Raw genomic sequence first — 21,678 nt, forward strand, 5'->3', positions numbered from 1 at the left:
CACGCGGTGCGAAGCGCGGCGCGTGTCGCAAGCCGACTCCCGCGCCGACTCCTCGCAACGCCACCGCGCTTACTTCTTCTCTTCCTCGCCGCCTTCGGGCGCGCCTTGCGCGGGCGCCGCCGCGCCGCCCGGCGTCACGGGCTTGAACGGAAACGTGCTGAACATGTTCTTCGCCTGGTTCTGCATCTGCTCCTGCATCTGCACGAACATGTTCTTCGACTGCTCGATGTAGCTGGTCATCATGCCCTGCATCATGGGCGCCTGCATGTTCATGAACTGCGACCAGACCTCGGGGTTCATCGCGTTGCCTTCGTACAGGCCTTTCGATTGATCCGCGAGCTTGTTCTGGATGTCGATGAACGCCTGGATGTTCTTTTCCAGGTACGTGCCCATCATGCCCTGCATCGCATGGCCGTAGAAACGGATGATCTGCGACAGCATCGGCGACGAGAACATCGGCAGGCCGCCGCTCTCCTCCTCGAGGATGATCTGCAGCAGGATGCTGCGGGTGAGATCCTCGTTGGACTTCGCGTCGATGACCTTGAACTCCTCCTGATCCAGCACGAGTTGCTTCACGTCGGTCAACGTGATGTACGTGCTCGTCTCCGTGTCGTACAGCCGACGGTTCGGATACTTCTTGATGAGTCGTTCGGCGGTTTTCTTTGTAGTCGTCATGTGTCGCCCTTGTTAGCGCCAACGCGCGAGGGCCGCTGCCGTCGCGCGCTGGTCTAGCCCGGAAGCGCGGCCTGCCCCGGTGAGCAAACAGGCCTCGCTGCCGTCCTCGATCCCCGTGCCGCGCCCCCTGCATGACGCGCGGCGGCGAGGATCAGCCCATGTGCAACCCGCCGTTGAGCGAGAAGTCAGCACCGGTTGCGAAACCCGACTCTTCCGAGGCGAGCCACGCGACGATCGAGGCAATTTCCTCCGGCGCGCCGAGGCGGCGCACGGGAATGGTCGCAACGATCTTTTCGAGCACGTCGGGGCGGATCGACTTCACCATGTCCGTGCCGATATAGCCCGGCGACACGGTGTTGACGGTCACGCCCTTGGTGGCCACTTCCTGCGCCAGCGCCATCGTGAAGCCGTGAATCCCGGCCTTGGCGGTGGAGTAGTTGGTTTGCCCGAACTGGCCTTTCTGGCCGTTCACCGACGAGATGTTGATGATGCGGCCCCAGCCGCGCTCGACCATGCCGTCGATCACCTGCTTCGTCACGTTGAAGAGGCTCGTGAGGTTCGTGTCGATGACGGCCGTCCAGTCCTCGCGCGTCATCTTGCGAAACACCACGTCGCGCGTGATGCCCGCGTTATTCACCAGCACGTCGATCTCGCCGACGTCGGCCTTCACCTTGTCGAACGCCTGGCGCGTCGAGTCCCAGTCGCCCACGTTGCCTTCCGAGGCAACGAAGTCGAAGCCGAGCGCCTTCTGGTCTTCGAGCCACTTGGCGCGGCGCGGCGAATTCGGACCGCAGCCCGCGACCACCTTGAAGCCATTCCTGGCGAGGCGCTGGCAGATACCCGTGCCGATGCCGCCCATCCCGCCCGTTACATACGCAACACGCTCTGACATAAAACACACTCCATTATCGTTTTGCGGGAGCGCCGCCGGATCGCGCCGGCCGCCCGGCTGACCCACGCCTCGATTCGTCCGGCCCGGCCGCTCCGGCCTCGCCCCTTCCCGGTGTCTTCCCTCGCGCGGCCCGCTCTCGCTGGCCGCGCGCCGCAGCGGTCACTGCCGACCCGCTCCGGCGTTTATCGCATGACAGACTAAATCGCGCCTGGCCTGCCGCGTTCGTTCAGGTGCGTACGCTCAGCGGCATTCCGCGCGAGCCGCACCCGCTCAGCCGCGCTCGACCGCGAGCGCCACGCCCATGCCGCCGCCGATGCACAGCGACGCCAGACCCTTCTTCGCGTCGCGCTTCTGCATTTCGTGCAGCAGCGTGACCAGAATCCGGCAGCCCGACGCGCCGATCGGGTGACCGATCGCAATCGCCCCGCCGTTCACGTTGATCTTCGACGTGTCCCAGCCCATCTGCTTGTTCACGGCCAGCGCCTGCGCCGCGAACGCCTCGTTGATCTCCATCAGGTCGAGATCGTTCGGCGTCCAGCCCGCGCGCTCCAGCGCGCGCTTCGACGCCGGCACCGGACCCATGCCCATCACCTTCGGATCGACGCCCGCGTTCGCGTACGCCTTGATGCGCGCCAGCGGCTTCAGACCCAGTTCCTCGGCCTTTTTCGCCGACATCACCACGACCGCCGCCGCGCCGTCGTTGAGCCCCGAGGCGTTCGCCGCCGTCACCGAGCCTTCCTTGTTGAACGCCGGCTTCAGGCCCGCGAGCGATTCGGCCGTCACGCCGTGACGCACGAACTCGTCGGTGTCGAACACGAGCGGGTCGCCCTTGCGCTGCGGAATCTGCACCGGCACGATTTCATCGGCGAAACGGCCCGCTTTCTGCGCGGCTTCCGCCTTGTTCTGCGAGAGCGCGGCGAATGCGTCCTGCTCCTCGCGCGTGATGCCGTATTCCTTCGCGACGTTTTCCGCCGTCTGGCCCATGTGGTACTGGTTGTACACGTCCCACAGACCGTCGACGATCATGGTGTCGACGAGCTTCGCGTCGCCCATGCGGAAGCCGTCGCGCGAGCCCGGCAGCACGTGCGGCGCGGCGCTCATGTTTTCCTGGCCGCCCGCCACGACGATCTCGGCGTCGCCGGCCAGGATCGCGTTGGCCGCGAGCATCACGGCCTTCAGGCCCGAGCCGCAGACCTTGTTGATGGTCATCGCCGGCACCGAGGCGGGCAGCCCCGCCTTGATCGACGCCTGACGCGCCACGTTCTGGCCCGAACCGGCCGTGAGCACCTGACCCATGATGACTTCGCTGACCTGCTCGGGCTTGACGCCCGCGCGCTCCAGCGCGGCCTTGATGACGATGGCGCCAAGCTCCGGCGCGGGAATCTTCGCCAGCGAGCCGCCGAATTTGCCAACCGCCGTGCGTGCGGCCGAAACGATCACAATGTCAGTCATCTTCATTTCCTCCGGGTCCGTAGCGCGTGCTTGACCGCGCTCGCCCTCAAGTTAATAACAACCGGGTCCCGCAGCGCACGCGTCAGTCGCGCTGCTGCACATAACGCCCCGGCGCCGGCTCGATCTCGGGGTACTCCGCCGAGCCGAGTTGCGCACGTGGCTTCACTTTCTTGCCGCCGTACTGGTCGAGCCATTCGGCCCACGCGGGCCACCAGCTGCCGGGCTTTTCCTCGGCTTCGGCGAACCACGCTTCGGCTTCGTCGGGCAAATGCTTCGCGTCCGCCTCGACGCTCCAGTAGCTGCGCTTGTTCTTCGACGCCGGATTGATCACGCCCGCGATATGCCCCGAGGCGCCGAGCACGAACTTGAGCGGCCCCGAGAGCAGCGGCACCGAAGCGTACGCCGTGCGCCACGGCACGATGTGATCTTCGCGCGAACCGTAGATGAAGGTCGGCACGTCGATGCGCGACAGATCCACGTCCTCGCCGCACACGTTGAGCGCGCCCGGCTCGCGCAGCTTGTTTTCCAGATACGTATTGCGCAGATACCACGCGTACATCGGGCCGGGCAGGCTCGTCGAATCGCTGTTCCAGAACAGCAGATCGAACGCGGCGGGCGTGCGGCCCTTGAGGTAATTGTCGACGACGTAGTTCCACACCAGGTCGTTCGGGCGCAGGAACGAGAACGTATTCGCGAACTCCACGCCGCGCATGAGACCGGGCGTGCCGCCCTTGCCGCCGATGGTCTGCTCGCGCATCTGCACGTGCGCCTCGTCGACGAAGACGTCGAGCACGCCGGTATCGGAGAAGTCCAGCATCGCGGTGAGCAGCGTCATCGACGAAGCCGGATGTTCGCCGCGCGCCGCCGCCACGGAAAGCGCCGTGGCGAGCAACGTGCCGCCCACGCAGAAGCCGAGCGTGTTGATCTGCTCGCGTCCGCTGATCGCGCGCGTGGCGTCGATAGCGGCGAGCACGCCTTCCTCGATGTAATCGTCCCAGGTTTTTTCGGCGATGGAGGCGTCGCCGTTGTGCCAGGACACGAGAAACACCTGCTGACCCTGTTCGAGCGCATACGCGACCAGCGAATTCTCGGGTTGCAGATCGAGGATGTAGTACTTGTTGATGCAAGGCGGCACGATCAGGAGCGGCCGCTCGCGCACCGTCGCCGTGCGCGGCTTGTACTGGATCAGCTGGAACAGCGCGTTTTCGAACACGACCGCGCCTTCGGTGGTCGCCAGATTGCGGCCCACCACGAAGCGCGACTCGTCCGTCTGCGAAATCTTGCCGCGCGTCATGTCGCCGAGCAGGTTCATCACGCCTTGCCGCAGGCTTTCGCCGTTGGTCTCGAGCAAGGCGTTCTGCGCGTCGGGGTTGAGCGCGAGGAAGTTGCTGGGCGACGCCGCCGCCGTCCACTGCTGCACGGCGAAGCGGATGCGCTCGCGCGTTTTCGCATCGGTCTGCAGGGCGTCGACGAGCTCGTGCAGATAGCGTGCGTTCAGCAGATACCACGCGGCCGTGAAGGCGTAGGCGGGCGTGGCCTTCCACGCGTCGGAGCTGAAGCGGCGATCCTTGAGCTCGGGCGCCTTCGGCGTGGCTTCCGTGGATTGGCGCAGCAATTCCATCGCGTCGCGCGAGTAGTCGGACTGCAGCTGCTGCAGCCGCGCGGGTTCGATCGACGCCGTGGGCAGCTTCAGGCCTTCGAACGGATTGGTCGCGCCGAACGGATTCGCGCCGTTGAAGGGGTTCGCGCCCGCGAAAGCATTTGCGCCCGCGAAGGGATTCGTTGAGCCGAAGGGGTTCGCACCGCCAAAAGGATTAGCGCCGCCGAAGGGATTGGCACCGCCGAAAGCACCGCCGAGCGGATTCGCCGCGCCGAAAGGATTGCCCGCCGCCGCGAACGGATTCGCCGCGCCGTTGCCCGCGGCCGCCCACGGATTCGCGAACTGGCCGGGGAAGCCGGCCGTCGCGCTGCCCGGGAAGCCGGGGAACGCACCGAACGGCGTTTGCTGCGCCGCGCCGCCGGATTGCTGCGCAGCATTCAGTGCGCTGCGCCATGCGTTCGTCCACGCGTCGAGATACTGCTGCATGCCGGCTGCATTGGCAGCGGCTTGCGAGGTAGCGGAAGCGGACGATGGGGACGAAGAAGAACCGGAAGTGAAGCTCGATGCACTGTCGGTTGAAGCGCCCGCGCCGGGGCTGGTCCTGGAACGTTGAGATGCCGTCATGCCTGCTTTTGACCGATGTGTCCTGGTGGACTGGTTGAGAGGCAGGTGGGTCGCACACGGGCGCTGTTGCGTTGCGCCCAGTCACGTCCTGTCCCGTGGGTGAAGGACATTCTTGCTCCCCATTGCAAAGCGTGTCAATGCTTGTGCCCGATTTTGCCGCACTGCGATATTTTTTTAATTATCGTTTTCCCGATGTCATCGCGGGTTTAATCGGCATGACGCACAACCATGCGTACTCTGGAACGAAAAAAGCGCCATGGCGACGGGCGCTTGCGGCGCAATACGCGCATTGCCCATATCGATCGAAGGTGTTTTAGCCGAGCCCGTGACAGCCTTCGATGCAATGCAGCAAAAAACGCGCGAAATCGCATTGCGCCGCCGCACTTTCCCGTGCGGACGGCGCCAGACCGGATTTACACTGAGGCCTAGGGCTCGATCCAGATCATCGCGGCCATGCGGCCCGTTATGCGATCGCGGCGATACGAATAGAAGCGTTCGCGCAGGGTGACCGTGCACAGATCGCCGCCACTCACATGGCGCACGCCGAGCGCCGCGAGACGCAAGCGCGCGAGCGCCGGCAGATCGGCGAGATACTTGCCCGGCGCCTGCGCGCGCGGCACGAACGCGGCGGCGGTGGCTTCGCGCTGTGCGGCATCGGCGGACCCGACGTGCACGAGGAACGCCTCGCGCACGTCCTCGCCCACTTCGAACGCCGCCGGGCCGATCGACGGCCCCAGATACACGTGCAGGTCGGCGGCGCCGCAACCGGCGAGCGCCATGACGCGCTCCGCGGTGCGCTCGATCACGCCCGCCGCCAGACCGCGCCAGCCCGCGTGCGCGGCGCCGACCGCCCGGCCCGCGCTGTCGGCGATCAGCACGGGCATGCAGTCGGCGATCATGACCGTGCAGGCGATACCGCGCTCGGCCGTCACGCTGGCGTCGGCTTCGAGCGGCGTGCCCGCGCGCGCGGCCGCGAGCGCCTCGGCCGCATCCACCACGCGCGGCCCGTGAATCTGCTTCAGCCACGCCGCCGGCACGCCCGTGTAGCCGGCCAGGCGGGCACGGTTGGCTTCCACATGTTCCAGATCGTCGCCGGACCCGCGGCCGAGATTCAGCCCGCCGGGTTCGTCGGCACCGCTTTCGGCGTCAGCGTCAGCTTCGGCACCCGCGCTCGCACTGGCTACGCGCGCCGCGCGCCAACGGCCGTACGGCGGCTCGCTCACGCCGCCGTCGCGCGTGGTCACGAGCGCGCGCACGCCCGGCGCGACCTGCCAGCCGGGAAGAACGAGATCAGCCTCGGTCAATGCGGGGCGCGTCGTCATGCGGGCTTGTCCTCGTCGGGGTGGTCATCGCCTTCGTCGTCGCCTTCGTGTTCGTCGTGAGCGTCGTCGGCGGGGTGCGCGTGATCGCCGCCTTCTTCGTCGTCTTCTTCGTCGTCTTCGTCGGCGTAATCGTCTTCGTCGCTGCCGATCACGTAGCCTTCGTCGGTGTACGCGCTGTCGAACATCTCGTCGAAGCCGTCGTCCTCCTCTTCCGCCCCGAAGCCGAGCGCGGCGATCAATGCGTCCATGTCGTCGGGCACTTCGGCGCGCCATTGCATCGCGCGGCCCGTGACCGGATGGATGAGGCCGAGGCGCCACGCGTGCAGCGCCTGGCGCGCGAAGTCGTCGGGCAGCGCCGCGACCGAACGCTTGCCGCGCGCATGGCCGTACACCGGATCGCCGAGCAGCGGATGGCCGATGTGCGCGCAGTGCACGCGAATCTGATGCGTGCGGCCCGTTTCGAGATCGCAATGGATCGCGCTCACGGGCTGGTTGTGCCAGATGGTCTTGTCGATACGCCGATAATGCGTGCGCGCGGGCTTGCCCGACGCGCCCTTGACCACGGCCATGCGCGTGCGTTCGCGCGGGTCGCGGCCGATCGGTGCGTCGATCGTGCCCTTCTCGGGCATGTTGCCCCACACGAGCGCGAGATAGCGGCGCTTCACCGTTCGCGCCTGGAGTTGGCGCGTGAGGTCGGTTTGCGCCTCGAGCGTGCGCGCGACCACCATCAGCCCGGAGGTTTCCTTGTCGAGCCGGTGCACGATGCCCGCGCGCGGCAGCCCCGCCGCCGCTTCGCCGTAGCGATGCAGCAGGCCGTTGAGGATCGTGCCGCTCCAGTTGCCGGCCGCCGGATGCACGACCACGCCGGCCGCCTTGTTGATGACGAGAATGGCCTCGTCTTCGTAAATCACGTCGAGCGGCACCGGTTCGGGCGTGAACGCGAGCTGTTCGGGCAGCAGGTCGGGCACGAGTTCGATGGTCGCGCCGAGCGGCACGGGCTGGCGCACCTTGGCGGGTTTGCCGTCGACGCGCACGCGCTGCTCTTCGATCCAGCCCTGCAGGCGGCTGCGCGAAAACTCCGGAAACACTTTGGCGAGCACCTTGTCGAGACGCTCGCCCGCGAGGTCGTCGGGGACCTGCACGGTGCGCGGCGCTTCTTCGCCGCGCGTGCGCGAAGCACCGGCGACGCCCGCTTCCGCAAGCTCGTCGTCGAACGCGTCGCCGGACGCTGCGTCATCGGGCGCATTGCCCAGGCTATAATCGCTGATGCTGTTTTGGGCGCCGGGAGCGCCGGCCCCCGGAATAACTGAACGGGTCATTGAGTCTGGGTCACCTGTGGACCTGAAGCTGGACTGGAAAATGCGAGCCTTGAACACGATTACGAAACTGGCCCAACATGCGGTGGCCCGAAATACGGCAAACTCGGCTGAGCAAGCAACGTTGCTCCGCAAGATTGGCAACCTCGTTCGCGTCGCCGCTTGCGGCGCCGCGCTCGCGGTGGTTGCAGCCTGCCACGGCCTGCCGGAAAAGACCGACGAAACGGCAACGTGGAACAACAACAAATTATATACGGAGGCTCAGGACGCGCTTTCCGGCAGCGACTGGGGCAAGTGCGCCAAGTACTTCGAACAGCTCGAAGGCCGCGATCCGTTCGGCCACTTTGCGCAGCAGGCGCAAATCAACGTTGCCTACTGTAACTGGAAGGACAACGAGAACGACGCCGCCGACCAGGCGATCAACCGCTTCATCCAGCTGCACCCGGATCACCCGGACATCGCCTACGCGTACTACCTGAAGGGCATGATCCACTTCAACGACGACCTCGGGCTGTTCGGCCGCTTCTCGGGCCAGGACATGAGCGAGCGCGATCCGAAGTCGCTGCGCGAGTCGTATGACGCGTTCAACGTCGTGGTCACCAAGTATCCGCAAAGCAAGTACGCGCCGGATGCCGCGCAGCGCATGCGTTACATCGTGAACGCGCTCGCTTCGCACGAAGTGCACGCGGCCGACTACTACTACCGTCGCGGTGCCTATGTCGCGGCCATCAACCGCGCGCAGCTCGCCATCACGCAGTACAAGAGCGCGCCGGCCATTGAAGACGCGCTGCACATCATGGTGCTGTCGTACCAGAAGCTCGACCAGCCGCAACTCGCCGACGACACGCGCCGCGTGCTCGCCGCCACCTTCCCGGACAGCCCGTATATCACGGGTCACGCACGCGCCGGCAAGGAAGAGAAGTCGTGGTGGCAGCTCTGGTGAGCGTCGCCTGAGCGCGCTGCGCCTCAAGAAAAAAGCCACGGCATGCCGTGGCTTTTTTTTCGTCCCGCCGAGGTGCGGATGTCGTGTGTCGACGCAGGCCGCGCGGCCCGCATCGGCATGACTGGACTCAATCGCGTTCGAACAGCGCGATCGACTCGACGTGCGAGGTGTGCGGGAACATGTTGACGACGCCTGCGCCCTTGAGCCGGTAGCCGGCTTCGTGCACGAGCACGCCCGCGTCGCGGGCCAGCGTGCCGGGGCTGCACGACACATAGACGATGCGCTTTGGCAGCGGACCTTCGCCGCTCTTGGCGATTTCCGCAAGCGCCTGCGACACCGCGAGCGCGCCTTCGCGCGGCGGATCGATCAGGTATTTATCGAAATGGCCGAGCGCGCGAATGTCGTCGGCGGTGACTTCGAACAGGTTGCGGCAGGCAAACGACGTATGGCCGTCCACGCCGTTGGCGCGGGCGTTGTCGAGCGCGCGCGCCGTGAGCGTGTCGCTGCCTTCGATGCCCACCACTTCGCGCGCGAGCCGCGCGAGCGGCAGCGTGAAATTGCCGATGCCGCAGAACAGATCGAGCACGCGATCGCCCGCTTGCGGCGCGAGCAGACGCAGCGCGCGGCCCACGAGCACGCGGTTGATCTGGTGATTGACCTGCGTGAAGTCGGTCGGCTTGAACGGCATGCGAATGCCGAATTCCGGCAGCGTGTAGTCGAGCGACTTGTCGAGCGGATAAAACGGGAATACGGTGTCCGGGCCCTTCGGCTGGAGCCAGAACTGCACGTTGTGCTCGTCGGCGAAAGTGCGCAGCAGCGCTTCGTCCCCGGCCGTGAGCGGCTCGAGAATGCGCAGCACGAGCGCCGTCACGTTCGACCCCACGGCCAGCTCGATCTGCGGCATGCGATCGCAGATCGACAGCGCCGACACCAGATGACGCAGCGGCACGAGCATCGCCGAAACCTCCGGCGGCAACACTTCGCAGCTCGTCATGTCGGCCACGTAGCTGCTCTTGCGCTCGTGAAAGCCGACCAGCACGCCGCCCTTCTTCGGCACATTGCGCACGGTCAAACGCGCGCGATAGCGATAGCCCCACGACGGCCCGTGAATCGGCCGGAACATGGTTTCCGAACGCACTTTCGAGAGATGCGAAAGATTGTCTTCGAGCACGCGCTGCTTGACGGCGATCTGCGCGCGCACGTCGAGATGCTGCATCGAGCAACCGCCGCAAGTGCCGAAAAACTGGCATTGCGGCTTGGTGCGGATCGCGCTTTCGCGCAGCACGCTCACGACCTGCGCCTGTTCGAACGTCGGCTTCCTGCGGTAGCTCAGATACGTGACGCGCTCGCCGGGCAGCGCGCCTTCCACGAAGATCACCTTGCCGGGCTCGCCGGTTTCCGTGACGGTGCGGCCGACGCCGCGCGCTTCCATGTCGAGCGATTCGATCTCGAGAATGGGGGCATTAGCAACCGAAGCCTCCATCGAAGCGCGTTTTTCGGCGCGCTTCTCGCGCTTGCTCTTCTTTTTGGCGGGCGCAGCGGGCATGGCTTGGGCCGCGTCGGCCTGAACGGCGGCGGCTTGAGGGTCGGGGGCAGCTTGAGACACCAGCGGATTCCTGACAAACGATGAATATTGGGGGGAAGGCGAGATTGTAGTCGAAGTCGGCACCCGCACTCCCGCGGCCTCCGTTGCGTTCGATCTGGCGCGCCGCCTTGCGCCTTTCGAATTTATGCGATCGCGGTCGCCCGGCCGTCTCAATACCATGGTTCCCGTCGCGCCGTGCCTTGGCGCAAGGAGTCCACCATGATCGCGTTCTTCTCTCTGCCGCTTGCCTCGCTCGTCGCGCTCGCGTTATGCGCGGTCATCTCGCCCGGCGCCATCGCCGCGGCCCCGCCGGACTCGCCGGACTCGCCGGATTCGGATCGCACAACTCGTCGCACCTCGCACCGCACCTCGCGCCGTCGCCCGCTACGGCTCGGGCTCCTGAGTCTCGCGGTGCCCATCGCGGTGCTGGGCGCCCTGCTGCTGGTCGTACGCGCCCTGCTCGATTGAACACTTTCAGAATCGTCCGATGGTTCGTCGACCAGGCGGGCGGTAACGATAGCACCTCTTTTGCAGCCTCCCTTTTGCAGCCTCTTTCATCCACGTCAATCAACGGAATTTCAGTGAGCAAACTCCCTCTTTGCGCGTTCGCGGCCGCCGCGCTCGTGAGCCTCGCGGCATGCGGCCCGACCGTGAAACCCGATCAGGTCATGGCCTCCGTGCTGCCCGGCATGACGGAAAACGAAGTTTACAAGCGCATCGGACCGCCCGACCGCGAATACGTGGCCAACGGCCGCGACTGCTTCGGCTACGACCTCGGCAACTACGGCAACGTGCCGTTCGCGGTCTACTTCGACAACAGCCACAAGGTGGCCGGCACCGTGCGCGGCGAGTGCAAGGGACGCCGCCGCTGATCGCGCGCCGCATAGCGAGTCGGATCGCACCGCTCGTTGAACGCCGCTCGTCAGTCTGAGGGCGTGACGTATCGACAAAACGGCGGACGCCGCAACGCTTGCCACCTCTGCGCTACGCGATCCGCCGCCTGGCTGCTTTTTCGTGCGATGACGGCTTGACCGCCTAGCCGGTCAGCGACGTGGTGTACGTCGTCGTGCCGATCACCACGTTGCTCAGCGCGATCGCGTTGACGTTGTTCACGTAGATCGGGCCGGGCGTCGTGGCCGTCGCCGCCGCGTTGCACACCGGCGTGCCGAGATTGCAGTTCGTGATGGTCACCCCGGTGATGGGCGTTACGGCCGGCGCGGGCGCGGCGCCGTTGTAGTCCGAGGCCACCGGCCCTTGCGCGACGATCGCCTGATAGCACGACGCCGTCGTGCCGTTCAGCGTCACGTTGCTCGCGTTCACGTTCGAAATGTTCACGTTCTGCACGACGGGCGGGCTCTGGCGCACCGCGTCGCCCGCAGGCGAGTAGTCGCAATCGAACGTGATCAAGCCGCCTTGCGACGCCGACGGATTCGATCCCGCCGCCGAAGTCGTGCCGAGCGGCACGGCGGCCGTGATCGGGCTGCCCGTCAGCATGTTGCTGCTGCCGTAGCCGCTGCCCGTGAGATTCACGCCATTGGGCAGATCGACGGTGTCGATATAGACGTCGCGCACGAAACCGCCACGGCTCATGTTCGTCTTGATGCGAATGGCGATGTTGAGCGGATTCGTCGCCCAGTTCTGGTTCAGCATGTTGAGCTTGCGCGCGTAGATTTTCTCGACACCCGCGCTCATCTCGCTGCCGAGCGTGATGCCGCCGTGGCCGCTGTTCATCGTGCAGTTCTGGATCACGTGGTTCTGCGCCGGGCCGAATTCGGTGTCGAGCGCCTTGCCCGACTTGATCGCGATACAGTCGTCGCCGGTGTTGAACGTGACCGTGTCGCACAGCACGTTGGTGCAGGCCTCGGGATCGAAGCCATCGTTGTTCGGACCGATGCTGTCCGCGAACACGCCGCGAATCACCACGTTCGTGCAATCGGTGGGATGGTTCTGCCAGAACGGCGTGTTCTGCGTGTGGTAGTTCTCCATCAGCACGTTCGTGCAGCCGACGAATTCGACCATGCACGGCCGCAGGTAATGGCCGATGCCGAAGATACGCTGCGCGACCGGCACGCCCAGTTGCGATTGCGCCGGCAGATAGTTCTGATCCTGATTCCAAGGCGCCTTCGTCGAACCGGTGATGAGCGCGAGCGTTGCCGTGTCGCTGCTCGTGAGCGCCGCGTTATTCGGATTCGCGTAGGCCTGCGAAGGCGTGCTCGACCCGGTACAGCCGTATTGCCCGGACGAGCCCTTCCACGTCCACCAGCAGGTCGCCGTGCTGCCGCTGCCCGCGAACGGCGTCATGGCCTGGCCGTTGAGAATCGAGGTCTGATCCTCGCCCGTGATGGCGACATTGGTCTGCTGGTAGGCATAAACGGGCGAGCCGAAATTGAGGCAATCGTTGCCCTGCCAGCGCGTGTAGAACAGCTTGCCGTTCGCGCCGCAATCGACGGGGCCGCTCGCCGCATAGTCGTTCGGGTTGGGGCTGAAGTAGATCACGCAACCCGCGCCCAGATGGAAGTTGACGTTCGAGAGCAGCACGATCGGGCCGCCGCAATACCAGTTGCCGGCCGGCACGACCACGCGGCCGCCGCCCGCCTGATTCGCCGCCTGGATCGCGCGGTTGAACGCCGTGCACGAGTCGAACGCGGTGCCGGTGACCGAGGCGCTCACGAACGTGCTGGCGCCGGGGCTCAGCGTTTGCGTGTAGGGGTTCACGGTGGTCTGCACCTGCGTCGTGAGTGCCTGCGCGCCGTAGCTCGTCACGTTGAAATCGACCTGACGAAACATCGCTTGCGTGATGTTCGAGAGCGAGTTGATGATCTGCGTGGCGAGTCCCGAACTGCCCCAGATGGGGTCTTCGGCCACGGTGCCGCCCGAGCCGCCCGTGGCCGCGCCACTGCTCGTACTTGCGCCATTGCCGCTGTTGCCGCCGCAGCCCGGCAAGGCGGACAGCATCGTGGCACCCGCCGTTGCGCTTGCCAGCATCATGAAGGTGCGTCGTGAAGGAGATGCCGGTGCGAGCGCATCCACGATGCCTGGCAGTCCTTGAGGTCGTGTCGATCGGTCGGTATCCGGAAGTCGGTGCTTTGCCATGTGACGCTGTCTCCTGTCTTGAAATCGTTGTGGCCGGCCGAGACCGGTTTTTGCTGCGCGGGTTGGGCTGCGTGGCTTTCGTGGAGCGAAGTGAAACGTCTGCGATCGCGCCTGTATGGCAACTTCGTGGCAAACTCGCAGCTCGAACGCATTGTTGTAATACAACAAGATGCTTGTCAAGCCATACAGACGTATTCTTCTCCCTACTCGCGGGCTAAATGGCTCCAATCAGGGCAAACACCGAGCTTTTCAATGCGACATTTGTAAAACAACACGTCGCAGCGAAGCCTCGATGGCAATCATCGAAAGCAAGAGGAGTGAGCCGTGAAACTGTTGAGCTGGAATGTGCAATGGGGTCGCGACGCGTCCGGCGAGGTTGATATCGCGCGCACGGTGCGCGAGGCGCAGCGTCTCGCCGATTTCGACGTGCTGTGCCTGCAGGAAGTGACGCGCGGTTTTCGCACGCTGCCGGGCGGACCCAGCGACGATCAATACGCGGAGCTGGCCGCGCTGCTGCCCGGTTACACGGTGATCGAGGCGATTGGCGCCGACTTACCGGCCGCCGCCTCGCCAGGCCATTCACCGACGTCAGGCAACGTCACGCGCCGCCAGTTCGGTAACGCGCTGGCCTCGCGCCTGCCCGTGCAGCAGGTGTTTCGGCACGCCCTGCCCTGGCCCGCCGATTCCACCGCGCCCTCGATGCAGCGCGTGGCGCTTGAAGCCGTGCTGGACGTGTCGAGCGTCGCTACGTCGGGCGTCGCCACGTCGAGCGTCGCTACGTCGGGCGTCGCTACGCCGGGCGGCACACTGCGCGTGCTGGTCACGCATCTGGAGTTTTATTCGTTGCGCCAGCGGCTTGCGCAGGTGGATGCGCTGCGGCGCCTGCAACAGGAAGCCGCCGATCACGCCGCGCATCCCGCGCCCGCCGAAAACGACGCCGGGCCGTTCGCCCGCACAGCGCGCCCGGTGAGCGCGATCGTCTGCGGCGACTTCAACAGCGCGTGGCAAAGCGAGGCGTACACGCGCATGCTGGAGCCGCTCGCGGGCAGCCCCGCTTTCGTCGACGCGTGGACGGCGCTTCATGAAGGCGAGACGCCGCCGCACACGGCGGGCGTGTACGACACGGCGCAATGGCCGGATGGCCCGCTGACCTGCGACTTCGTGTTCGTCACCGAGGACTTGCGGCCGCGCTTGCGCCGTTGCGAGATCGACGGCGCGACGCGCGCCTCCGATCATCAGCCGATCGTGCTGGAGTTGAACTAGCGGGAATTTTGCGGATGTTGACGCGCGTTACTTGCCGAATGCGTCCAGATACTGTTTCCAGTGCGGCGCGGTTTCCATGGCGAGCGACTGCTTCACGAACTCGACTTCGTCGCTGTATTCGCGCTCCGTGAATCCGCCGCGCATCAACTGGAAACGGCAATACAGCAGGTACGTGTTGACCACGTCGGTTTCGCAGTAGTTGCGAATCTCTTCGATACGACCCTGTTGGAACGCCGACCACACCTGCCCGCCATCCATGCCGAGCTTGCCGGGAAAACCGCACAGCTTCGCGAGCGCGTCCAGCGGCGCATTGGCACGCGCCTGGTACATCGCGAGCAGATCCATCAGATCCGTATGACGCGTGTGATAGCGAGCAATGTAGTTATTCCACTTGAACTCGCGGTCTTCGTCGCCCATTTCCCAATAACGCACCGCGCGTATGCCATGAACGAGCGCACGATAATGGAGCACGGGCAGATCGAACCCGCCGCCGTTCCACGAAACGAGTTGCGGCGAATACTTCTCGATCGTGCGATAGAACGAGTCGACGAGTTTGGCCTCGCCGTCTTCGGGCGTGCCGAGCGAGCGCACGCGAAAGCCCTGGCCGTCGCGGAACACGCACGAGATCGCGGCCACGCGCTGCAAATGATGCGGCAGGAAATCGCTGCCGGTTTTCTCGCGGCGCGCGGCGAACGCGTGCTCGGCGACTTCGGTGTCGGAAAGCGAGGCGGGCAAGTCTTCGAGACGGCGAATACCGTCTACATCGGGAATCGTCTCGATGTCGAATACAAGAACTGGGACTGTCATCGGAAAACGGCGGGATGTTAGAGAACGGCGTCCTTACGCACGCCGTTCGAAGCGAAAAAGCGCTTGAGGCGCACCAGCGCTTCCTGCTGGATTTGCCGCACGCGCTCGCGGGTCAGGCCCATTTCGTCGGCCAGCTCTTCGAGTGTGGCCGGCTCGATATGGTTCAGCCCAAAGCGACGTTCGATGACGTGGCGATGCTTGTCGGAGAGCCGCCCGAGCCACGCGCGCGTGAGCGTTTCCAGTTCGCGGTGCTGCACTTCGGCGTCCGGCGACTGGCTCTGGTCGTCGGAGAGCAGGTCGAGCAGGCTGCTCGCGGGATCGAGATCGAGCGGCGCGTCGAGCGAGGCCGTATGCTCGTTGAGCGCGAGAATGTCGGTGACTTCCTCGGTGGTCTTGCCCGTGAGATAGGCGATGTCGTCGATGCTCGCGTCGCGGCGCTCGGAACCGGCGTCGGCGTTCAGCGAATTCTTCTCCAGATGGCGCTTGGCGCGCAGCACCTGGTTCAGCTCGCGGATCACGTGCACCGGCAAACGCACCGTGCGCGCCTGATTCATGATCGCGCGCTCGATACTCTGACGGATCCACCAAGTGGCATAAGTGGAAAAACGGAAACCGCGCGTAGGATCGAATTTCTCGATCGCGTGCATGAGGCCGAGGTTGCCCTCTTCGATCAGATCGAGCAGCGGCACGCCGCGATTGAGATAACCCTTGGCGATGCTCACCACGAGACGCAGATTGCGCTCGATCATGACCTGGCGCGCCTCGAACTCGCCGGCCTTGGCGAGACGCGAATAGCGCTGCTCTTCCTCGACGGTGAGGAGCGGCTTCACGCTGATCCGGTTCAGATAATGCTGGATGGTGTCGGCCGTGAGTTCGGCCTGGAGCATGGCGCGGAAATCGTCGGCGTCCGGCGCGGCGGCGGTGGCGTTGCTTTCACCGCTGCCTTCCTCGGCAGCGGTTTCGCGATCGTCCTGTTCCTCGCGCTCTTCGCGCTCGTCGTAGGAGCGGCCGCTGTCGAGCTCGGCCTCGTCGTCGCCGGACTGCGCGCCGTCCTCCACCGAAACCTGGGCGGCTTGGCTGTCAGACTCGGATTGCTGCAGACGGCGCTTCGATTTCGGCATGGTCGGCTCGCTTTTTATTGCGGCGGCAAGTACTTCAGTGGGTCGACGGGCTTACCCTGACGGCGTACTTCGAAATGCAGCATCACCCGGTCTGAATCGGTATTGCCCATTTCGGCGATCTTTTGACCTTTGGTGACCGCATCCCCTTCTTTTACCATCAAAGCGCGGTTGTGTGCGTACGCGGTCAAAAACGTCGCGTCATGCTTGATGATAATGAGATTGCCGTATCCGCGCAGCCCATTTCCGGCATAAACCACGCGACCGTCGCCCGCGGCCTTGACAGGATCGCCCGGCGCACCACCAATATTGACGCCCTTGTTTTTGGAGTCGTCGAAACCGTTGAGCACCGGACCGCGCGCCGGCCACGCCAGCGAGATGCTGCCGTTCGGCGCCGCGGCCATTTCGCCGCCGCTCGCGCCCGCCTGCGGCGGCACGGCTGCCGGCGGCACCGAGCCACCCGCCATCGCACCGGCCGTTGCGCCCGCAGCGGCACCCGAGCCGTAGATCGGCGGCATGGCCGGACCACTCGCGGCCGGCGCGGCAGGCGCACCCGGCTGGCCCGACGGCGTGGCCGCCATGCCCGGCACCGGCGCGGTCACCACGCCCGGCGTGTAAGCCGCCGACGGATTCGTGCCCGGCGGCACCACGCGCAACAGTTGATCGACTTCGATCTGGTTCGGGTTCGTGACGTTGTTCCACGTCGCGATGTCACGATAATTCTGGCCGTTTTCGAGCGCAATCCTATAGAGAGTGTCGCCCGGCTTCACCCGGTAATATCCCGGAGGCGGCGGCCCGAGCGGCACCGGCGGCTGCCCCGCCGACGTGCCGAGCGGCGCGGTCTGATCGACGACGGGCGCCGAGTCGAGTCGCGTGGCGCAAGCCGTCAGCAGGCAAAGCGCGATGACCGAGGCGCCGCGCCCGGCTACGGTCAGGTCGATTTTCATGCGGTTTCTTTGCATCGCGCGCAACATACTCATCGGATTCAGATCACTCCAGATTTTAAGGGGACAAAGAAAACGCGATCAAGCCGCGACTCTCGCCATTGCGCGGGGCCCGTGCGCTCGACGAGCGTGAGCACCTGCGTCGCTTCGCCGGCATGCGCACCCGCGCCCTGCACCGCGACCGGCGCCACCAGCCGGCCGCCGATCGCGAGTTGTTCGAGCAGCGCCTGCGGCACGTCGAAGCCCGCGGCCGCGATCACGATCGCGTCGAACGGCGCCGCCGACGGCAAACCGAGCCGTCCGTCGCCGTAATGCAAGCGCAGATTGGGAATACGCAGCGGGCGAAGATTCGTTTTCGCGCGTTCGTATAACGGCTTGATGCGTTCGATGGAATACACGTCGCGTGCAATCTGGCTCAAGACGGCGGCTTGATAGCCGCAGCCCGTGCCGATTTCGAGCACGCGCTCCAGTTCGCGCCCGACGCCCGCGAGTTCCAGCATGCGCGCGACGACGGACGGCTTAGAGATCGTCTGGTGATGGCCGATCGGCAACGCCGCATCTTCGTAGGCCTGGGTTGCGAGACCGGGGTCGACGAACATGTGGCGCGGCACGGCCGCAAGCGCCTGCAGCACGCGCGGGTCGGTGATGCCGTTCGCGCGCAGGCGTTCGACCATGCGCTCGCGGACGCGTTCCGAGGTGAGCGCGTGCGCGCCGTTGAGCGCGACGGCGGGCGCCCCGACCGCGCCGTTCGTCGACATGATGCTCAGCGCCGGGCGCCCCGCGTTCGCGGTGCTCGCGGCCAGCGGCGACGACGGCTTGAAGGGGCCGCTCGCGGGTTTCGCAACAGGACGCGAAACCGGTTTGGCGGCGGGTTTGGCAGCAGGCTTCGCGGTGGCGTTCAGTACCGGCTTGGCGGCCGGCTTCACGGAGGGAGTCACAGCAGGCTTCGCAAGCGCTTTTTGCAGCGCGGGCGCGGCGGGCTTGGCCACGCCCTTTACAGCCGGGCTCACGCCCGTTTTCGCCGTACCGGCGCTGCCCGTGCCGGCGAGCGGCGTGCGCGCGTCACCGGGACGCGCGTCGCGCCGGCGCGGCTCGCGCACGAGATCCGCGAGACCCAGCGGAAAACGCTTCGTGCGCTCGCCCGTCATGAAGCGCTGCCGTCCCGCCGCACCCATTCGTGCGTCGCAGGCAACATCTGCGTGTGCGTGAGGTCGAGTTGCAGCGGCGTGATCGACACGTGGCCGTGCGCGGCTGCATGGAAGTCCGTGCCCTCGCTGGCGTCGCGCGCGCTGCCGGAGGGTCCGATCCAGTAGATCGGCTCGCCGCGCGGGTTGGTCTGGCGGATCACGGGTTGCGAAGGATGGCGCTTGCCGAGGCGCGTGACGCGCCACTCGCCCAGTTCTTCGTAAGGCAGGTTCGGAATGTTGACGTTCAGGAGCGGATGCCCCGGCAACGGATTCTCGAGGTAATGCGCAACGATTTCCGCAGCGACTTTGGCGGCGGAGTCGAGATGTACCCAGTCTTTGTCGACGAGCGAAAAAGCGATGGCCGGCACGCCGAACATGATGCCTTCGGTGGCGGCGGCGACGGTACCCGAATACAGCGTGTCCTCGCCCATGTTCTGGCCGTTGTTGATGCCAGAGACCACGAGATCGGGTTGATGGTCGAGCATGCCCGTGAGCGCGATATGCACCGAGTCGGTGGGCGTGCCGTTCACGTAGTAGAAACCGGTGCTCGCCGAGCGCAACACCGAGAGCGGGCGCCACAGCGTGAGCGAGTTCGATGCGCCGCTGCAGTTTTGCTCGGGCGCCATCACCGTGATCTCGCCGAGTGGCTTCAGCGCTTCGTGGAGCGCTGCAAGACCGGGAGCGAGATAACCATCGTCGTTGCTGAGTAGTATTCGCATCGGGCGATTGTAACCTAGCCAACAAGGCACGCGAACGACAGCGGGGGACGCGCCCCTGCGCAGTTTCCTACGCCGCGCGCCTCGTATTCCCACCTCGGCGCGACGGCGCACTGATGCGTGTCGCGTCGGCATTCCAGGCGTTCGCCTCGTCAGACAATCCGCACGATCGTTCGCATAAACACGGATTGCCGTACACTGTCCCGCTGACTTTCCGTCGATACGAAACCCTTCAGGAGACACGATGCGCGCCATCCGCTGCACCCAGTTCGGTCCGCCCGACACGCTCACGCTCGAAGACTTGCCCGATCTCGTGCCGGGCCCGGGCCAGGTCGTGATCGACGTGAAGGCCGCGGCCGTCAATTTCCCCGACGTGCTCATCATCGAGAACAAGTATCAGATGAAGCCGCCGCTACCCTTCACGCCCGGCGCCGAACTCGCGGGCGTCGTGCGCGCGGCGGGTGAAGGCGTCAAGCTCGCGCCGGGCACGCGCGTGGTTGCGTACGTGGGCACCGGCGGGTTCGCGAGCCAGGCGATCGCCGAGGCGGCCGCCTGCGTGCCGCTGCCCGAGGCGGCCGACTTCGCCACGGCCGCGGCCTTCACGCTCGCCTACGGCACCTCCCATCACGCCGTGGTCGATCGCGCGGCGCTGCGTGCCGGCGAAACCATGCTCGTGCTCGGCGCGGCGGGCGGCGTGGGTCTCGCGGCGGTGGAGATCGGCAAAGTGCTCGGTGCGCGCGTGATCGCGGCGGCCTCGAGCGACGAGAAGCTCGACGTCTGCAAGCGCTTCGGCGCCGACGCCACCATCAACTACAGCACCGAAGACTTGCGCGAGCGCGTCAAGGCGCTCACCGACGGCAAAGGCCCCGACGTGATCTACGATCCGGTCGGGGGCGCGTATGCGGAACCGGCGTTTCGCAGCATTGGCTGGCGCGGGCGCTATCTCGTGGTGGGCTTTGCCAACGGCGAGATTCCGAAGCTGCCGCTCAATCTCGCGCTGCTCAAAGGCGCGAGTCTCGTCGGCGTGTTCTGGGGCGACTTCGCGCGCCGCGAACCGCAGCGCAACGCGGCGGCCTTCGCGCAAATGACGGGCTGGATCGGCGAAGGCAAGCTCAAGCCCTATGTGTCGAAGCGCTATCGGCTGGAAGACACGGCGCAGGCGCTCAAGGACATGGCCGCGCGCAAGGTCACGGGCAAGATCATCATCGAGCCTTGATCGCGTCACGATCAGGCGATCGACGCAAAACGGCTCGCGGCGAGAAAGCGCGAGCCGTTTTTTTGCGGCGGGTTTTCGTGACCTGGCCGACGCTCAGAGCCGTTCCGTTTCGCCTGCCTTCGGCTGCCACTTCATGAGCCGCCGCTCCGCGAGCCCGACGATGCCGTCGAGGATCAGCGCAAACGCGGTCAAGACGAGAATGCCCGCGAACACCGTGTTGATGTCGAAGGTGCCTTCGGCCTGCAGGATCAGATAGCCCACTCCGCTCGCCGAGCCCAGATACTCGCCCACCACCGAGCCGACGAACGCGAGCCCGACCGACGTGTGCAGGCTCGAAAACACCCAGCTCGTCGCGCTCGGCAGATACACGTGCCGCAGCAATTGCTTGCGGTTCGCGCCAAGCATGCGCGCGTTGGCGAGCACCACGGGGCTCACTTCCTTCACGCCCTGATAGACGTTGAAGAACACGATGAAGAACACCAGCGTCACGCCGAGCGCGACCTTCGACCAGATGCCGAGCCCGAACCACACGCCGAAGATGGGCGCGAGAATCACGCGCGGCATCGAGTTCGCCGCCTTGATATAGGGATCGAAAAGCGCGCTGGCCGTGGGCGCGAGCGCGAGCCACAGCCCCACGCCCAGCCCGCTCACCGTGCCGATCGCGAACGCGAGCACGGTCTCGACGAGCGTCACCCAGAGATGCAGCCAGATCTCGCCGGTCGTGAACCACTCCCAGATGCGCACGAGCACCTTCTGCGGCTCGCCGAAGAAGAACGCGGCCTTGTTCGGATCGTCGAAATAGATCGGCGGCAACAGCGTCGGGCTCGTGAACACATACCAGAGCGCGAAGCACGCCACGAGCAGCAGCCATTGCCACACGACGAGGTTGGCCCGGTTCGGGCGCAGCCGTTTCCACATGGTTTCT

19 protein-coding genes are annotated in these 21,678 nt (G+C 65.7%); 5 read left to right on the top strand and 14 right to left on the bottom strand.

The features are described 5' to 3' along the window. Window positions 1-69: 69 nt before the first annotated feature. From phaR to FAZ98_RS07300, 6 genes are all read right to left on the bottom strand, one after another. Window positions 70-675 carry a polyhydroxyalkanoate synthesis repressor PhaR gene (gene phaR / locus FAZ98_RS07275; protein ID WP_158950175.1) on the bottom strand — a complete coding sequence of 202 codons (606 nt, stop codon included), beginning with the start codon at window positions 673-675 and terminating at the stop codon, window positions 70-72. 151 nt (window positions 676-826) lie between these two features. After that, window positions 827-1,567, bottom strand: a complete 741-nt coding sequence (locus tag FAZ98_RS07280) for a 3-ketoacyl-ACP reductase (RefSeq protein WP_158950177.1) — start codon at window positions 1,565-1,567, stop codon at window positions 827-829. 270 nt (window positions 1,568-1,837) lie between these two features. After that, entirely contained in the window at window positions 1,838-3,019 is a 1,182-nt protein-coding gene (locus FAZ98_RS07285) for an acetyl-CoA C-acetyltransferase (RefSeq protein ID WP_158950179.1), read from the bottom strand. An 82-nt stretch (window positions 3,020-3,101) separates the two neighbouring features. Then, on the bottom strand, window positions 3,102-5,105 hold the full coding sequence (gene phaC, locus FAZ98_RS07290; RefSeq protein ID WP_158950181.1) for a class I poly(R)-hydroxyalkanoic acid synthase: 2,004 nt from the start codon (window positions 5,103-5,105) through the stop codon (window positions 3,102-3,104). A 563-nt stretch (window positions 5,106-5,668) separates the two neighbouring features. Continuing rightward, window positions 5,669-6,565 (bottom strand): peptidoglycan editing factor PgeF, encoded by an 897-nt coding sequence (pgeF, locus tag FAZ98_RS07295; RefSeq protein WP_158950183.1) that lies wholly within the window; start codon window positions 6,563-6,565, stop codon window positions 5,669-5,671. Beyond that, a complete protein-coding gene (locus tag FAZ98_RS07300; RefSeq protein WP_158950185.1) occupies window positions 6,562-7,884 on the bottom strand; it encodes an RluA family pseudouridine synthase in 1,323 nt (440 codons plus the stop codon). Before FAZ98_RS07300 ends, pgeF begins: the two co-directional genes overlap by 4 nt. Before the next feature lie 121 nt (window positions 7,885-8,005). Here FAZ98_RS07300 and FAZ98_RS07305 point away from each other — a divergent pair, with 121 nt between their 5' ends. After that, on the top strand, window positions 8,006-8,824 hold the full coding sequence (locus FAZ98_RS07305; protein ID WP_407671998.1) for an outer membrane protein assembly factor BamD: 819 nt from the start codon (window positions 8,006-8,008) through the stop codon (window positions 8,822-8,824). A 127-nt stretch (window positions 8,825-8,951) separates the two neighbouring features. Here FAZ98_RS07305 and rlmD read toward each other — a convergent pair whose 3' ends face one another. Beyond that, complete coding sequence (rlmD, locus tag FAZ98_RS07310; RefSeq protein WP_158951904.1) at window positions 8,952-10,307, bottom strand: 23S rRNA (uracil(1939)-C(5))-methyltransferase RlmD; 1,356 nt, start codon at window positions 10,305-10,307, stop codon at window positions 8,952-8,954. 321 nt (window positions 10,308-10,628) lie between these two features. Between rlmD and FAZ98_RS07315 the strand changes: the two genes are divergently transcribed. Further along, the gene (locus tag FAZ98_RS07315) at window positions 10,629-10,877 is read left to right on the top strand and encodes a hypothetical protein (protein WP_158950190.1); all 249 of its coding nucleotides are present in this window, start codon (window positions 10,629-10,631) and stop codon (window positions 10,875-10,877) included. A 113-nt stretch (window positions 10,878-10,990) separates the two neighbouring features. After that, entirely contained in the window at window positions 10,991-11,281 is a 291-nt protein-coding gene (locus tag FAZ98_RS07320; RefSeq protein ID WP_158950192.1) for a hypothetical protein, read from the top strand. 163 nt (window positions 11,282-11,444) lie between these two features. Here the strand turns inward: FAZ98_RS07320 and FAZ98_RS07325 are convergent, their stop codons facing one another. Further along, window positions 11,445-13,397 (bottom strand): glycoside hydrolase family 28 protein, encoded by a 1,953-nt coding sequence (locus tag FAZ98_RS07325; RefSeq protein ID WP_158950194.1) that lies wholly within the window; start codon window positions 13,395-13,397, stop codon window positions 11,445-11,447. Window positions 13,398-13,826: 429 nt separating this feature from the next. On the opposite strand from FAZ98_RS07325, the gene FAZ98_RS07330 reads away from it, so the two are divergent. Further along, entirely contained in the window at window positions 13,827-14,765 is a 939-nt protein-coding gene (locus tag FAZ98_RS07330) for an endonuclease/exonuclease/phosphatase family protein (protein WP_158950196.1), read from the top strand. Between the two features lie 27 nt (window positions 14,766-14,792). On the opposite strand, the gene FAZ98_RS07335 is transcribed toward FAZ98_RS07330, so the two are convergent. Genes FAZ98_RS07335 through surE form a run of 5 tightly spaced genes read right to left on the bottom strand, consistent with a single transcriptional unit; the run spans window position 14,793 to window position 19,540 of the window. Further along, entirely contained in the window at window positions 14,793-15,572 is a 780-nt protein-coding gene (locus FAZ98_RS07335; protein WP_158950198.1) for a 3'-5' exonuclease, read from the bottom strand. A 17-nt stretch (window positions 15,573-15,589) separates the two neighbouring features. Next, complete coding sequence (rpoS, locus tag FAZ98_RS07340) at window positions 15,590-16,693, bottom strand: RNA polymerase sigma factor RpoS (protein ID WP_158950200.1); 1,104 nt, start codon at window positions 16,691-16,693, stop codon at window positions 15,590-15,592. Window positions 16,694-16,707: 14 nt separating this feature from the next. After that, entirely contained in the window at window positions 16,708-17,670 is a 963-nt protein-coding gene (locus tag FAZ98_RS07345; RefSeq protein ID WP_158950202.1) for a peptidoglycan DD-metalloendopeptidase family protein, read from the bottom strand. Window positions 17,671-17,675: 5 nt separating this feature from the next. Continuing rightward, window positions 17,676-18,782 (bottom strand): protein-L-isoaspartate(D-aspartate) O-methyltransferase, encoded by a 1,107-nt coding sequence (locus tag FAZ98_RS07350; protein ID WP_158950204.1) that lies wholly within the window; start codon window positions 18,780-18,782, stop codon window positions 17,676-17,678. Continuing rightward, a complete protein-coding gene (surE, locus tag FAZ98_RS07355; protein WP_158950206.1) occupies window positions 18,779-19,540 on the bottom strand; it encodes a 5'/3'-nucleotidase SurE in 762 nt (253 codons plus the stop codon). The genes FAZ98_RS07350 and surE overlap by 4 nt, the downstream gene beginning before the upstream one ends. 241 nt (window positions 19,541-19,781) lie before the next feature. On the opposite strand from surE, the gene FAZ98_RS07360 reads away from it, so the two are divergent. Further along, window positions 19,782-20,753 carry an NADPH:quinone oxidoreductase family protein gene (locus tag FAZ98_RS07360; RefSeq protein WP_158950208.1) on the top strand — a complete coding sequence of 324 codons (972 nt, stop codon included), beginning with the start codon at window positions 19,782-19,784 and terminating at the stop codon, window positions 20,751-20,753. 93 nt (window positions 20,754-20,846) lie between these two features. Here the strand turns inward: FAZ98_RS07360 and FAZ98_RS07365 are convergent, their stop codons facing one another. Beyond that, entirely contained in the window at window positions 20,847-21,671 is an 825-nt protein-coding gene (locus FAZ98_RS07365; protein ID WP_158950210.1) for an ABC transporter permease, read from the bottom strand. Window positions 21,672-21,678: the final 7 nt, after the last annotated feature.

Source organism: Paraburkholderia acidisoli (genome assembly GCF_009789675.1).
In the GTDB taxonomy this organism is placed as follows: domain Bacteria; phylum Pseudomonadota; class Gammaproteobacteria; order Burkholderiales; family Burkholderiaceae; genus Paraburkholderia; species Paraburkholderia acidisoli.

Coding starts and splice junctions, on each gene's coding strand:
- phaR (WP_158950175.1), bottom strand. CDS start 675: ATGACGACTACAAAGAAAACCGCCGAACGACTCATCAAGAAGTATCCG.
- FAZ98_RS07280 (WP_158950177.1), bottom strand. CDS start 1,567: ATGTCAGAGCGTGTTGCGTATGTAACGGGCGGGATGGGCGGCATCGGC.
- FAZ98_RS07285 (WP_158950179.1), bottom strand. CDS start 3,019: ATGACTGACATTGTGATCGTTTCGGCCGCACGCACGGCGGTTGGCAAA.
- phaC (WP_158950181.1), bottom strand. CDS start 5,105: ATGCAGCAGTATCTCGACGCGTGGACGAACGCATGGCGCAGCGCACTG.
- pgeF (WP_158950183.1), bottom strand. CDS start 6,565: ATGACGACGCGCCCCGCATTGACCGAGGCTGATCTCGTTCTTCCCGGC.
- FAZ98_RS07300 (WP_158950185.1), bottom strand. CDS start 7,884: ATGACCCGTTCAGTTATTCCGGGGGCCGGCGCTCCCGGCGCCCAAAAC.
- rlmD (WP_158951904.1), bottom strand. CDS start 10,307: ATGGAGGCTTCGGTTGCTAATGCCCCCATTCTCGAGATCGAATCGCTC.
- FAZ98_RS07315 (WP_158950190.1), top strand. CDS start 10,629: ATGATCGCGTTCTTCTCTCTGCCGCTTGCCTCGCTCGTCGCGCTCGCG.
- FAZ98_RS07325 (WP_158950194.1), bottom strand. CDS start 13,397: ATGATGCTGGCAAGCGCAACGGCGGGTGCCACGATGCTGTCCGCCTTG.
- FAZ98_RS07335 (WP_158950198.1), bottom strand. CDS start 15,572: ATGACAGTCCCAGTTCTTGTATTCGACATCGAGACGATTCCCGATGTA.
- rpoS (WP_158950200.1), bottom strand. CDS start 16,693: ATGCCGAAATCGAAGCGCCGTCTGCAGCAATCCGAGTCTGACAGCCAA.
- FAZ98_RS07345 (WP_158950202.1), bottom strand. CDS start 17,670: ATGAGTATGTTGCGCGCGATGCAAAGAAACCGCATGAAAATCGACCTG.
- FAZ98_RS07350 (WP_158950204.1), bottom strand. CDS start 18,782: ATGACGGGCGAGCGCACGAAGCGTTTTCCGCTGGGTCTCGCGGATCTC.
- surE (WP_158950206.1), bottom strand. CDS start 19,540: ATGCGAATACTACTCAGCAACGACGATGGTTATCTCGCTCCCGGTCTT.
- FAZ98_RS07360 (WP_158950208.1), top strand. CDS start 19,782: ATGCGCGCCATCCGCTGCACCCAGTTCGGTCCGCCCGACACGCTCACG.
- FAZ98_RS07365 (WP_158950210.1), bottom strand. CDS start 21,671: ATGTGGAAACGGCTGCGCCCGAACCGGGCCAACCTCGTCGTGTGGCAA.